Raw genomic sequence first — 12,964 nt, forward strand, 5'->3', positions numbered from 1 at the left:
GTTTCGATGCACACCGTTGCCCGCCTCAGCCACGCGCCTGCTTCTGGGCGCCCACCTTGTCGAGGGCGCCCTGGAGCTGATCGAGTTCGTAGGGCTTTTGCAGCGACAAGTAGGGGAACTCGACGTGGCGCAGCAGCGTGTCGCCATACCCGGACGCGAAGATCACCTGCATCGCCGGCGCATCGCCGACCGCCTTGCGCGCCAGTTCGACCCCCGACATGCCGGGCAGGCTGACGTCGGTGAACAGGACGTCGTAGCGATTCGCCGCCAGGCGCGTCAGCGCATCGTCCGGATGGCCGACGCCGTCCGCCTCGTGGCCGAAGGCGCGCAGCATTTCGCACACCAGGTATTGGGAATCGACGTTGTCTTCGACCACCAGGATGCGCAGCGGACCGGCGGCAACCTCTTCGGCGGCCTGCGCCGCGGGGGCGGCCGGGGCCAGCACGCACAGCACGCCCGCGACGCCGCCGTCCGCCGCGCGCAGCGGCGTGAAGCGCAGGTCATGGGATGTCGCGCCGGCGGATGGCATGCCGGCGAAGGCGAGCGAGCGTCCAGCCGCTATCGCGGCTTCGCCGTTCCAGGCGCGTTCCAGCTCGGACGCGGCGGCGGCCAGCGGCGGCGGCATCACCGGCGGCACGCTGCCGCCCGGAACCTTGCCGTAACCGGGGCCGGCGAGGGCGCCGTAAGCTTCGTTGAACAGCACCGTCATGCCGCGGCCCCATACCAGCAGCGCAGGCAGCGGCAGGTTGAACATCAGGTCGGCCGCCATCCGCAGGGGGGCAGGCCACTGGCCGGGCTCGCCAAGCCGACTGGCGGACCAGTCGAAGGAACTGGAGGAACGGGCGGACTGTCCGGTTTGGATCATGGCAGGATGTAAATGTTGTTATCGAAACGAAAAGTACGAAATCCTACACCAAATCCGGCAAGCGGGGCGGCCCGTACGCACGCCGGCGCGCGGGCAAAAAAAAAGCCCGCTACGGGAGCGGGCTGAATCTATCCTTGGAGGAGAATAGAGGAGACAGGAGCATGATGCTGCATCGCAAAAAAGAAATCCAATTTAGATTTGTAATGACGGTCATTGATGGTTTAAATAGCACAGCAAAAGTGCTTTAAGAGGGTATCGACGCGCGCACGCTTGGTGCACTCGGGAAAATGATCTACGATAGCAAGATGATCATGAGTATTCCGATGCCGTCAGCATTATCCGGGGTGCCGTCTTTACGGCAGGCGCGGCGGTCCGCATTCTCCACCGCTGTCTTCGTTTCCTGATCCGGCCGATGCACCGTCACCCGAGCTCATCACCGAATCGCGGCCTGCGTCGCCGGCTGGCCGGCTGGACGTTGCTGTGCGCGGCCGCTCTGTGCGTCGAGAATGGCATCGTGTCGCCTGCGCGCGCCGAAAACGCTGTCACCAGCCCCGCCCTCGAGCGGCGCGTGAAGGCGGCCTTCCTGTATAAATTCCTCGGTTACGCCGAATTCCCGTCCGGCGCCTTTGCCGACGCGGCCAGCCCGGTGGTGATCGGCGTGGTCGGGGCGGACGAACTGGCGACCGAACTGGCGCGCATCGTCAGCGGGCGCACCGTCAACGGCCGGCCGATTACGGTGCGCGTGCTGCGCGAATCCGAGATCGGCACCCCGGTGCACCTGCTGTTCATCGGCGGCAATGATGCCGGCCGGGTAGGGCGCCTGGTGCGGGCGGCCGGCGGCGCGATGCTGGTCGTGACCGAATGCGACGGCGGCCTGCAGCTGGGCAGCGCAATCAACTTCCGCATCGTCGACGAGCGCGTGCGCTTTGACGTCGCCCTCGATGCGGCGGAACGTAACGGCATCAAACTCAGTTCGCGCCTGCTGACGGTGGCGAACCGGGTGCAGAAAGGAGCGCAGCAATGAGCTCGATAATGAGTATGCGCGAGACCGGCTCGGTGCGCCGCAAGATGATTCTCATGGCTGTCTCGACCACGCTGGCGGCCCTGGTGGTGGCGTCGGTGGCGATGCTGCTGGTCGACCTGCGGGCCTTCCAGCGCTACTGGACCGACGACCTGATGACCCAGGCCGACATCATGGCCCGCGTGACCGCGCCGGCGCTGGCCTTCAACGACAACGAGACAGCGCGCCAGAACTTGGCGGTGCTGAAGGTGCGCCCGCAGATCCTGGCGGCCGCCATCTATACCAGCAGCGGGGCGCGCTTCGCCGGTTACCTGGGGCCGTCGGCATCCGGTTCGGCGCTGCGCCTGCCGGAGCATCCGCAGGCCTCCGGCTACCGCATCGAGGGCAGCGAACTGGTGGTGTTCCGGAATATCGTCGAGAACGGCGACATGGTCGGCACCGTCTACCTGCGCGCGCGCTACGGCCTGCTCGACCGCCTGTTCAGCTATGGCGCGATCCTGGTCGCGGTGATGCTGGGCGCGCTGGCGATCGCCTGGCTGGTGGCGTCGCGCCTGCAGGAAGCGATCACCCGGCCGCTGGAAGCCGTTACCGACGTCGCGCGCCAGGTGATGCAGCGGCGCGACTTCAGCCTGCGGGTGCCCGGCAAGGAAAGCGGCGAGATCGGGGTGCTGATCGACGCCTTCAACGACATGCTGGCCGAGATCGGGCGCCGTTCGCACGCGCTGCAGCAGGCCAACGCGACCCTGGAGCACGAGATGGAAGTGCGCCAGCGCGCCGAAAATGCGCTGATCGTGGCCGACCGCCGCAAGGATGAGTTCCTGGCGACCCTGGCGCACGAGCTGCGCAATCCACTGGCGCCGATCCGGACCGGCCTCGACATCCTGCGCCTGCGCAGCGGCGACGCCCAGTCGACCCAGCGCGCCACCGACATCATGGAACGCCAGTTGCGCCAGATGGTGCGCCTGGTCGACGACCTGCTGGACGTCTCGCGCATCAATACCGGCAAGTTCACGATCAAGTCCGGCCGCGTCGAGCTGAAGGCCGTGGTCAACGATGCGCTCGAAGTGGTGCGTCCTTATATAGACCTGCACGGCCACGAGCTGCAGATCGACCTGCCGGACCGTCCGGTATTCCTGAACGGCGACGCCACGCGCCTGGCGCAGATCCTGTCGAACCTGCTCAACAATGCCGCCAAGTACACCAACCGTGGCGGGCGCGTCAGCCTGAAGGCGAGCGTCGACGACCGCACCCTGGTGCTGGTGGTAGCCGACACCGGCATCGGCATCGCGCCGGAGATGCTGGACACGGTGTTCGAGATGTTCGTGCAGGTCGATTCGACCCTCGAGCGTTCGACCGCCGGCCTGGGCGTCGGCCTGTCGCTGGCGCGCAAGCTGGTGGAACTGCACGGCGGCGCCATCGAGGCGCATAGCGCCGGCCTCGGACATGGCAGCCAGTTCGTGGTGCGCCTGCCGATCGTGGTCGATCCGGAACCGCTGGCCAAGCCAACCCCGGCGGCCTTCATCGGCGGCGAAACCTACCGCATCCTGCTGGCCGACGACAACGTCGACTTCGTCAACAGCATCGGCGCGCTGCTGACGGCGATGGGACACAGCGTGGTCATCACCCACAACGGCCCGGATGCGCTGGCGGCGGCCAAGCGTTTCTGCCCGGATTACGCCTTCCTCGACATCGGCCTGCCGCAAATGTCGGGCTACGACCTGGCGCGCGGCATCCGCGGCCTGTCCTGCGGCGCGATGACGGTGATGATCGCGGTGACCGGCTGGGGCCAGGAAAAGGATCGCCAGCTGGCGTTCGAGGCGGGCTTCGACCACCACATGGTCAAGCCGGTCCGCTTCGAACAGATCGAGGAGATCCTCGGCAACCGCAGCCTGATCAAGAAGCTGCGCACCTGAATGCCGGGGCGTGAAGAAGCGGACGTAAAGAAGCGGACGTAAAGAGGCGGACGTAAAGAGGCGGACGTAAAAAAAGCGGAGGCGCTTGCGCGCTTCCGCTTTGATGCCGTCTAGGACGGACGCTGGAGCTTACGCAGCCTGCTTGCCAGCTGCCTTGCGGCGGCGGGCCAGGAAGCCGAGGACGCCCAGGCCGGCGAGCATCATGCCGTAGGTTTCCGGCTCCGGAACCGGCGCGGTCGGCGACATCATCACGGCGCCACCGAACGAGGCCGAGGTATCCGACACCAGGTTGCCGCTGACCAGGACATAGTAGTTACCGGCGGTCAGGTTGTCGCTGGACAGGGTCCAGACGTCCATCGCGCCTTTCTGCAGCGAGGTGCCCGACGAGACCAGGGTGTCCATGCCGGTACCGGTGGTGCCGGTGCCGCCGCCGACACGGTACAGCGACAGGGCGCTGATATCCAGGCCCGTGTCTGCCGAGCGGCTGATCGACGAGATGATGGCATCGAAGTTCGAGCTGGTGGTGCCGTTCACCGAGAAGGTGAAGTGGTCGGCGAAGGTGGCACCCATGTTGTTGTTGGCGAAGGTATCGCCAAAGAAGCCGCTACCTGCGGTCAGGTCCAGTACCTGCGGAGTGTTACCGATCATGGTGGTGGTGCCACCAGTCGTTTGTGCCATGACGGCGGAAGAACCGAAGGTTGCGGTAGCAAATACGATACCAGCGATCACAGATTTTTTCATTTCTTACCTCGCAAAGAAACAGCCGCGTCCTGCAGCTTGGTTTTCAAGAATCGGGGAACTTCATCGTATCAAAATGTCGATAAAGCGCATGGAAAACCCCTGATGTGTGCGCTTCTTCGTAGAAATGTGCCTCTGCTCAATAGTTTCTCTCAAGATTCGCGTTTTACCCGATTCTCATAGAGGAGAGGAGCAAATTTGCGTTGACGGGTAGAAAAAATTATCAGGGTTGCCAAGTATTTGTAGGACCTGTCCTACCCGTAGACGCGAGAAACTCCGTGGCAGAGCTCATTGTCGTTAGCGAATTTTTATTGAACGCTCGGCAAGGAAGTTTCCGGATGGGAGCGCTTATATGGAAGAGTGTATGGAAGAGCCAAAGAAAAATGGCTCAGAAATCGCTTTCTGAGCCATTCGTCCTGAAAATGTTGGTGCGGCTGGCAGGAATCGAACCCACGACCCCTTGGTTCGTAGCCAAGTACTCTATCCAGCTGAGCTACAGCCGCCCGATGCACGTATTATAGCGGAGTTTTGCCATTTGGCAAAGGACTGGCCGACGCTCTGACAGACGAGTCCGCGTTGGTCGGAATCGGCTGACAATATGCTTGTGAATCACGATACAGAAAAGAAAAATGGCCCAGAAATCGCTTTCTGAGCCATTCGTCCTGAAAAAGTGGTGCGGCTGGCAGGAATCGAACCCACGACCCCTTGGTTCGTAGCCAAGTACTCTATCCAGCTGAGCTACAGCCGCCCGAGGCACGCATTATAGCAGCGGGTTTGTGATTGGCCAAGTCCATCTGCATGCCTGTCATCTTGTCATATCGCGATTCCGGCTGGGGAACCTGCCGGGACAGCCGGGTGGCATTGATCGACGGATTACCTCAGGCGCTGCAGGAAATACCCGGCACTGCCTGCGATTCCTGAATGCCGCGCAAGGAGGGGGGTGTGGAAAAGAAAAATGGCCCAGAAAGCAGAACTTTCTGAGCCATTCCTCATGCATAAGTGGTGCGGCTGGCAGGAATCGAACCCACGACCCCTTGGTTCGTAGCCAAGTACTCTATCCAGCTGAGCTACAGCCGCCCGAGGCACGCATTATAGCAGCCCTTTTGGAATTGGCAAAGCCCTCATGGGAAGACGATCGCTGCATGCCAAACCAGGGCGGGGCACAAAGAAAAATGGCCCAGAAATCGCTTTCTGAGCCATTCGTCCTGAAAATGTTGGTGCGGCTGGCAGGAATCGAACCCACGACCCCTTGGTTCGTAGCCAAGTACTCTATCCAGCTGAGCTACAGCCGCCCGATGCATGCATTATAGCAGTGACATCCTGCCGGGGGAAGTCTTAATTTTTCTCAACATTACGAGGGCTTCTGGTAGATTGAAGGCTGTACCCCGGAAAACCGCCTTTATGTTCCGCTCTCTCTTCGCCGCAGTCTGCGTGCTGGCCTGTTTCTTCAGCCTGCCAGTCCAGGCCGGCGCACCGCGCAGCCTCCGCTTCGAACACCTGAACCGGGAGCAGGGCCTGTCGCAGGAAACCGTGAAGACGATCCTGCAGGACCGGGCCGGTTTCATGTGGTTCGGCACCCAGGCCGGGCTGGACCGCTACGACGGCTACCGGATCCGTGCGTTCCGCAGCGATCCGGCCGATCCCGCCAGCCTGCCCGACAACTTCGTGCAGGCGTCCCATGAAGATGGGGAAGGGCGGCTCTGGTTCGGTACGCGCGGCGGCCTAGTGCGCTTCGACGAGGCGACCCAGAAATTCATCCGCTATCCCTTCGTCTCCGGCAGCGAGCGGAGCACGCGCAACCGCGCCGTCACCGCCATTGCCGGCGACGGCGCCGGCGGCCTGTGGATCGGCACCGGCGACGGCCTGGTCCACCTCGATCCGGCCAGCGGGCGCTTCCGCACCTTCCGGCACGCCGACGGCGAGCCCGCCAGCCTGCGCGACGACCGCGTCTCCGCGCTGGCGCTCGACGGACGCGGCGGCCTGTGGATCGGCACCGGGGTCGGCATCGACCACCTGCCGGCCGGATCGGACAGCTTCGGCCACTACGACATCGACCCGCACGGCGGCGTCAAGCGCAACACCGTGCTGTCGCTGTCGATCGGGCAGAACGGCACCCTGTGGATCGGCACCGCCGCCGGCCTGGACGCCTGGCGCACCGGCGACGGCCAGCCGCAGCGCCGCCACATCGGCCCGGAAGAGGGCGTGGGCGACAGCGGCATCCTGACCCTGTACCACGACGCCGGCAACAACCTCTGGGTCGGCACCGACCTCGACGGCCTGAAATGGCGCGACCCGGTCAGCCGGCGCTTCGTCGGCTACACCAACGTCCCGCTCGACCGCCACAGCCTGTCGGACAACCAGGTCAGCGCGGTCCGCGTCGACCGCACCGGCACCCTGTGGGTCGGCACCCTGTTCAGTGGGCTCAACCGCGCCGACCTCGCCAGCGGCGGCTTCGGCAGCTTCACCCTGCTGCCGGCCGAACCGGGCGAGCGCGCTGCAACGCCCAGCCGCAAGATCAGGGCGATCGCCGCCGGCGCCGACGGCAGGCTGTGGCTGGGGACCACCGGCTCCGGGCTGATCCACCTCGAACCGATCAGCGGACAGGTCGAGCGCATCCGGCACGACTCGGCGCGACCCGGCAGCCTGCCGGACGACACCATCACCGCGGTGCTGCCGGGACGCGGCCGCCTGTGGGTCGGCTCGGCGACCGGCCTGTCTTGGCGCGACGCCGGCAGCGGGCGCTTCACGATGGTGGCGCTGGGCCCGGATGCGGCCGGCAACGCCGTCCAGGACCTGATGCTCGACCATGCCGGCAGCCTGTGGGTGCTCACCCGCGGCGGCCTGTTCCTGCTGGCGCCGGACGGGCGCATCCTGAGCATCTGGCGCCACGATCCGCGCGACCCGAAGAGCCTGGCCGAAAACTACGGTTTCGCCCTGCTCGAAGACCGCGAGGGCGCGATCTGGGTCGGCACCGAGAACGGCCTGGACCGCCTCGACCGCGCCAGCGGCACCTTTACCCATTACCGCCACGACGAAAGCAATCCGTCCAGCCTGCGCCACAACCGCATCTATTACCTGTACCAGTCGGCGCGGGGCGAGCTCTGGGTCGGCACCGCGGCCGGCCTGCACCGCATGGAGCGCGACGCCGGCGGCGGCGCCGTGTTCCGCTATTTTCCGGTGACGGCCGGGCGCGAGCCGGTGCCGATCGGCGCGATCCTCGAAGACGGACACGGCGAGCTGTGGGTCAGCACCACGGTCGGCCTGACCCGTGTCGACCCGGCCACCGGCCAGTTCAAGAGCTACAGCGCGAAGGACGGTTTGCTGGACGGCACCTATTTCGTCGGCGCCGGCGCACGCGGCGCCGACGGCGAACTGCACTTCGGCGGCGTGAACGGCATGACTTCCTTCATGCCGGATGCGGTGCGCGACAATCCCTATCCGGCCCAGCCGGTGATCACGGATTTCCTGGTGCAGAACCGTTCGCGCCTGCCGCAGGGCGCCGGCGCCGCGTCCGGGGTCGAACTGCCTTACCGCGATTCCGTGTTCACGCTGGAGTTCGCGGCGCTGCACTACGCCGACCCGCAAAGCAACCGCTTCGCCTACCGCCTGGACGGTTTCGACAGCGACTGGACCGAGGCCGACGCCAGCAAGCGCTTCGCCACCTACACCAACCTCGACCCGGGCCACTACGTGTTCGAGGTCCGCGCCGCCAACAAGGACGGCCTGTGGAGCGACAAGCCGGCGCGCCTCGGCATCACGATCGCGCCGCCGTTCTGGATGACATGGTGGTTCCGTTTCCTCGTCACGCTGGCCCTGCTGGGCGCCGCCGTCGCCATCTACCGCCTGCGCATCCGCGTGCTGGTCCAGCAGACCGAGCGCCTGGAGCGCACGGTCGGGGCCCGCACCGCCGAACTGGTGCTGCAGAAGGAAGCGGCCGAGCAGCAGAAGGAAGCGGCGCTGCAGGCGCGCCGCAACATCGCGCTGCTGTCCGACATCGGCCGCGAGCTGACCGCCAACCTCGATCGCGAAGCGATCATGGCCAATGTCTACGGCCAGGTGCGCCAGCTGATGGAGGCGCAGCTGTTCGCGATCGGCGTGGCGCAGACGGGCGGACAGCTCGACTATCCCTTCGTGATGGAAAATGGCCATCGCATCGGCGCCTGGGACAGCTGCAGCGCGCGCGTGCTGGCGCTGGGACGGCGCTGCATGGAGAACAGCGAAGAGATCCTGATCGACGACCTCGATCGCGATGCCGCGCGCTGGATCGGCGAGGTGCCCGAGACGCCCGGCGCGCATCCGCCGGCCTCGCTGGTCTTCGTGCCGATCGTGGTGGGCGTGCGGACGCCGGGCGTGCTGTGCGTGCAGAGCCGCACGCGCCGCGCCTACCAGCACGTGCAGCTCGACATGCTCAGCACCCTGGCCGCCTATCTTGGGGTGGCGCTCGACAACGCCGACGCCTACCGCCAGCTGAAGGATACCCAGGCCCAGCTCGCGGCCCGCGAGAAGCTGGCCTCGCTCGGTTCGCTGGTGGCGGGCGTCGCCCACGAACTGAACACCCCGATCGGCAACAGCCTGCTGATGGCCAGCACCCTGCAGGAAAAGACCGAGATGCTGGCGGCGCGCTTCGCCCAGGCCAAGCTGAAGAAGTCGGACCTGGAAGGCTGGATCGCCGCCGCCGGCGAAGCCAGCGCCCTGATCCAGCGCAGCCTGCACGGCGCGGCCGAACTGGTGAACAGCTTCAAGCAGGTCTCGGTCGACCAGGCCAGCACCCAGCGCCGCCGCTTCGACCTGGCCCAGGCCTGCCACGAGATCGCCGCCACCATCATGAACCAGGTGCGGCGCGGCGGGCATGCGCTCTCGATCCAGGTCGAACCCGGCATCGTGATGGACAGCTATCCCGGGCCGCTGGGACAGGTCATGATCAACTTCGTCAACAATGCGCTGCTGCATGCCTTCGACGGGCCGGGCGGAACCATGGTGCTGGCGGCTGCGATGCCGGGGCCGGACCGCGTGCGGATCGAGTTCCGCGACGATGGGCGCGGGATCCCGGCGGCCTGCCTGTCGCGGATCTTCGATCCCTTCTTCACGACGCGGATGGGGCAGGGCGGGACCGGGCTCGGGCTGAACATCGCCTACAACATCGTGACGACATTATTGGGCGGGACCATTCGCGTGGACAGCGGCGCGGACGGCGGCGCCGTTTTCATCCTCGACCTGCCCTTGCGCGCAGCGCAGGCGCTTCCTTTACCAACCGATCAGTGAGAGACCCGTGGCATTACTCAATTTTTCGCAACCGTCCATTTCCGAAGACGCCATCGCCGCGATGGTGGAAACCATGCGCAGCGGCTGGATCGCCAGCGGCCCGCGCGTGCTGGAATTCGAGGGCGCGCTGTCGCAGTCCTTCGGCGGACGTCCGACCCGCACCCTGACCTCGGCCACCGGGGCGATGGAGCTCGCCCTGCTCGCCTGCGGCATCGGCCCCGGCGACGAAGTCATCACCTCGACGCAAAGCTTCTTTTCGACGATGAACATGATCGTCAAGGTGGGCGCCAATCCCGTCTTCGTCGATTGCGACCTGGTCAGCCGCGCCATCGACCTGGCGCAGGTGGAAGCCGCGATCACGCCGCGCACGAAGGCCATCGTGCCGACCCATTTTCCCGGTGCGCTGGGCGACATGGACGCGCTGTACGCGATGGCCCGGCGCCACGGCCTGCGCGTGATCGAAGATGCGGCGCTGGTGCAGGGTTCGACCTGGCAGGGGCGCCCGATCGGCAGCTTCGGCGACATCGCGACCTTTTCCTTCCACCCGAACAAGAACATGACGACCATCGAAGGCGGCGCCATCGTGGTGCCGGACGAGGCGATGGCGCGCAGGATCGAGGTGCTGCGCTTCCACGGCATCGAGCGTCGGCCTGACGAGACCCGCGATGTGGCGCTCGCCAGCGGCAAGTACAATATGTCGGACGTATCGGCCGCCATCGGGCTGGCGCAGCTGGCCCGGCTGCCGGACTTCCTGGCGCAGCGGCGCAGGCTGGCGGACGGCTACTTCGCGATGTTCCCGCAGATCGCCAACGCGGTGCTGCCGCCGCGCGGCGTCGAAGGACAGAGCTGGAACATGTTCTGCGTGCTGCTGCCCTACGAAAGCCTGGGCACGACGCGCCAGGCTTTCCGGGCCGCCCTGCGCGAGCGCGGCATCGCCACCGGTCTGTCCTACGAACCGTCCCACCTGACCACGCTGGGACAGCGCCTCGGTTACCGGCGCGGACAGTTCCCGAACGCCGAACGGATCGGCGACGAGACGGTCACCCTGCCGCTGCACTGCGGCATGGACGAATCGGACGTGGACCGGGTCTGCGACGCGATCCGTGAGCTCGTCTGAACGATTACTTCGTGGTTCCGCTGGCCGTGCCCGCCGGCGCTGCTGCCGGCGCGGGCGTGGTCGACGCGGCGGTGGCCGCAGCCTGTTTCTTTTTCGCGGAATGATGGCCGATCGCGCAACCGGCCGCGGCGCCGGCGGCGCCGTGCTTTCCTGCCATGTGACCGACGACGGCCCCCGCGACAGCGCCCTTGCCGCAACCCGCATGGGCGGAAGCGGCGGCAAAGGCGAAGACGACAGGCGCCAGGGCAAGTTTCATTTTGGTGTTCATCGTGACTTCCTCCATGGGTGGGTTGTCTGCATACCCTAGCCGTCCCGGCCGCCCGGGGACTGTGCGTCGACTAACAGATTACCAAGCTGTAATCTTGGCCTCGACAGCGCTTTCGAACGCAGCGGCGAACCCGGCAGGCGGGGGCTCGGCGCCCGGCCGTGATATCGTAGGCAGCCCGATATCTAAAAGGGAACCGCATGGCTGCCAGCACCGATACCCGCACCTATTCTTCGACGGCAAAAGGGTTTCATTGGCTGATCGTGGCGCTGTTGGCGATCCAGTTTGCGACGGCCTTCCTGCTGCCGCATATTGGCCGTAACACGCCGCCGAGCACCGTGATCAACCTGCATTTTTCTTTCGGTGTGCTGATCCTGGTCGTGACGGCGGCGCGCCTGTTCCACCGGCTGGCGCATCCCGTCGCGCTGGAAGCGCAGGACGCGCCGGCCTGGGAGCGCCTGCTGGCCAGGACCGTGCACCGGGTGTTCTACCTGATCCTGCTGGTGTCGCCGGTGCTTGGGTGGGCGTCCGCTTCCGCGCACCGGCTTCCGGTCAGCCTGTTCGGCGTGTTCACCCTGCCGGCGATCGCCGCGCCCGGCGCGCATTGGGCGAATACGGCGGGCGACATCCATTCCACGGCGATGTGGACGCTGCTCTGGCTGGCCGGCCTGCACGCCGCCGCAGCGCTGTTCCATCATTTCGTCAGGCACGACGGCACCTTGCGCCGCATGTTGCCGGCCAAATAAGGAATCGCGGGGATTGTCGGGCTCACCGGGCCGCAGTCTCCGGGCCGGCGGCCGACCGGTGGCGGGCAAAGCGCTCGAAGGCCTGTGCCAGGAAGGCCACCAGGGTCCGGATCCGCGCCGACTGGTGCTGGTGCTGCGGATAGATCGCATAGATATCGGCATCCGGCGTGCGGTACTGCGGCAGCACCTGCACCAGGCGGCCGCTTTCCAGGTAGCGCTCGACGTCCCATTCGGCACGCAGCAGGATGCCGTGGCCGTCGAGGGCCCAGTTGACGGCGATTTCGCCATCGTTGGTGGTCAGGTTGCCGCGCACCTTCACCGGTTCGCCGGGACCGGCGGCGTCGCGCTCGCGGTGCAGGCGCCAGGTGCCGTAGGCTTCGTCGCCCTGGCGGATGCAGATGCAGTTGTGGCGGACCAGGTCCGAGGGGAGGACCGGTTCGCCATGCGTCGCCAGGTACCTGGGCGCGGCGCACAGCAGCCGGCGGTTGCTGGCCAGCTTCCTGGCGATGACGCGGGTGTCGCCCGGCTCGCCGAAACGGATGCAGACGTCGAACTGGTCCTCGGTCAGGGGCGGGGGATTCACCGACAGCTGCAGCTGGACGTCGACTTCCGGGTACTTGAGGACGTACTGCGAGATCGCCGGGGCGATGTGCAGGCGGCCGAAGCCGAGGGTGGCATTCACCCGCAACAAGCCTTTCGGCTGGCCTTTCGAGGTGCTCAACAACTGGTCCAGGTCGGCGATCTCGCCGAGGATGCGGCGCGCGTGCTCGAACAGCACTTCGCCGTCCGGCGTCAGGCTCATGCGCCGGGTGGTCCGGTTCACCAGCGGTACGCCAAGCCGCGCTTCCATCTGCGACAGGCGCTTGCTGACCGCGGCCGTGCTGATGCCGAGTTCGCGCGCCGCCCCGCTCAGGCTGCCGCAGGTGCCCAGTGATACGAAAAAACCAAGTTCAGACGCCTGGATGCCATTACTCATGTTGATTCTTAACTTCAAGTTAAAGACGCATTAAGTCTAGCCAGGATATTTGTCCCCGTCC

At 65.9% G+C, this 12,964-nt stretch carries 9 protein-coding genes and 4 tRNA genes; 5 read left to right on the forward strand and 8 right to left on the reverse strand.

The window, feature by feature from the left end; all coding sequences use genetic code 11:
* Positions 1 to 25: 25 nt before the first annotated feature.
* A complete protein-coding gene (locus AM586_RS26345; RefSeq protein ID WP_047822623.1) occupies positions 26 to 865 on the reverse strand; it encodes a response regulator in 840 nt (279 codons plus the stop codon).
* A gap of 412 nt (positions 866 to 1,277) precedes the next feature.
* Here AM586_RS26345 and AM586_RS26350 point away from each other — a divergent pair, with 412 nt between their 5' ends.
* Positions 1,278 to 1,889 carry a YfiR family protein gene (locus AM586_RS26350; protein ID WP_082439554.1) on the forward strand — a complete coding sequence of 204 codons (612 nt, stop codon included), beginning with the start codon at positions 1,278 to 1,280 and terminating at the stop codon, positions 1,887 to 1,889.
* Positions 1,886 to 3,799: an ATP-binding protein gene (locus tag AM586_RS26355; protein WP_082439555.1), complete on the forward strand. Its 1,914-nt coding sequence runs from the start codon at positions 1,886 to 1,888 to the stop codon at positions 3,797 to 3,799. The genes AM586_RS26350 and AM586_RS26355 overlap by 4 nt, the downstream gene beginning before the upstream one ends.
* Before the next feature lie 129 nt (positions 3,800 to 3,928).
* On the opposite strand, the gene AM586_RS26360 is transcribed toward AM586_RS26355, so the two are convergent.
* The 5 genes from AM586_RS26360 to AM586_RS26380 all read right to left on the reverse strand — a co-directional run bounded on the left by AM586_RS26360 (position 3,929) and on the right by AM586_RS26380 (position 5,829).
* Positions 3,929 to 4,540, reverse strand: coding sequence for an FxDxF family PEP-CTERM protein (locus tag AM586_RS26360; protein ID WP_047822628.1), 612 nt, complete (start codon positions 4,538 to 4,540; stop codon positions 3,929 to 3,931).
* 423 nt (positions 4,541 to 4,963) lie between these two features.
* Positions 4,964 to 5,040: transfer RNA gene (locus tag AM586_RS26365), tRNA-Arg, on the reverse strand.
* Between the two features lie 168 nt (positions 5,041 to 5,208).
* Positions 5,209 to 5,285, reverse strand: a tRNA-Arg gene (locus AM586_RS26370).
* A gap of 252 nt (positions 5,286 to 5,537) precedes the next feature.
* Positions 5,538 to 5,614: transfer RNA gene (locus tag AM586_RS26375), tRNA-Arg, on the reverse strand.
* Between the two features lie 138 nt (positions 5,615 to 5,752).
* Positions 5,753 to 5,829 (reverse strand) — tRNA-Arg (locus AM586_RS26380).
* A gap of 109 nt (positions 5,830 to 5,938) precedes the next feature.
* Here AM586_RS26380 and AM586_RS26385 point away from each other — a divergent pair.
* Positions 5,939 to 9,799 (forward strand): two-component regulator propeller domain-containing protein, encoded by a 3,861-nt coding sequence (locus AM586_RS26385; protein ID WP_047822720.1) that lies wholly within the window; start codon positions 5,939 to 5,941, stop codon positions 9,797 to 9,799.
* A gap of 7 nt (positions 9,800 to 9,806) precedes the next feature.
* Positions 9,807 to 10,916 carry a DegT/DnrJ/EryC1/StrS aminotransferase family protein gene (locus AM586_RS26390; RefSeq protein ID WP_109370534.1) on the forward strand — a complete coding sequence of 370 codons (1,110 nt, stop codon included), beginning with the start codon at positions 9,807 to 9,809 and terminating at the stop codon, positions 10,914 to 10,916.
* Positions 10,917 to 10,920: 4 nt separating this feature from the next.
* On the opposite strand, the gene AM586_RS26395 is transcribed toward AM586_RS26390, so the two are convergent.
* Positions 10,921 to 11,184 carry a hypothetical protein gene (locus AM586_RS26395; protein WP_373887918.1) on the reverse strand — a complete coding sequence of 88 codons (264 nt, stop codon included), beginning with the start codon at positions 11,182 to 11,184 and terminating at the stop codon, positions 10,921 to 10,923.
* 197 nt (positions 11,185 to 11,381) lie between these two features.
* Here AM586_RS26395 and AM586_RS26400 point away from each other — a divergent pair, with 197 nt between their 5' ends.
* Complete coding sequence (locus tag AM586_RS26400; RefSeq protein WP_047822726.1) at positions 11,382 to 11,927, forward strand: cytochrome b; 546 nt, start codon at positions 11,382 to 11,384, stop codon at positions 11,925 to 11,927.
* A 22-nt stretch (positions 11,928 to 11,949) separates the two neighbouring features.
* Here AM586_RS26400 and AM586_RS26405 read toward each other — a convergent pair whose 3' ends face one another.
* Positions 11,950 to 12,903 (reverse strand): LysR family transcriptional regulator, encoded by a 954-nt coding sequence (locus AM586_RS26405; RefSeq protein ID WP_047822728.1) that lies wholly within the window; start codon positions 12,901 to 12,903, stop codon positions 11,950 to 11,952.
* Between the last annotated feature and the right edge of the window lie 61 nt (positions 12,904 to 12,964).

It is taken from the genome of Massilia sp. WG5, assembly GCF_001412595.2.
Taxonomy (GTDB): domain Bacteria; phylum Pseudomonadota; class Gammaproteobacteria; order Burkholderiales; family Burkholderiaceae_D; genus Telluria.

Coding starts and splice junctions, on each gene's coding strand:
- AM586_RS26350 (WP_082439554.1), top strand. CDS start 1,278: ATGCACCGTCACCCGAGCTCATCACCGAATCGCGGCCTGCGTCGCCGG.
- AM586_RS26345 (WP_047822623.1), bottom strand. CDS start 865: ATGATCCAAACCGGACAGTCCGCCCGTTCCTCCAGTTCCTTCGACTGG.
- AM586_RS26405 (WP_047822728.1), bottom strand. CDS start 12,903: ATGAGTAATGGCATCCAGGCGTCTGAACTTGGTTTTTTCGTATCACTG.
- AM586_RS26395 (WP_373887918.1), bottom strand. CDS start 11,184: ATGAACACCAAAATGAAACTTGCCCTGGCGCCTGTCGTCTTCGCCTTT.
- AM586_RS26400 (WP_047822726.1), top strand. CDS start 11,382: ATGGCTGCCAGCACCGATACCCGCACCTATTCTTCGACGGCAAAAGGG.
- AM586_RS26355 (WP_082439555.1), top strand. CDS start 1,886: ATGAGCTCGATAATGAGTATGCGCGAGACCGGCTCGGTGCGCCGCAAG.
- AM586_RS26385 (WP_047822720.1), top strand. CDS start 5,939: ATGTTCCGCTCTCTCTTCGCCGCAGTCTGCGTGCTGGCCTGTTTCTTC.
- AM586_RS26360 (WP_047822628.1), bottom strand. CDS start 4,540: ATGAAAAAATCTGTGATCGCTGGTATCGTATTTGCTACCGCAACCTTC.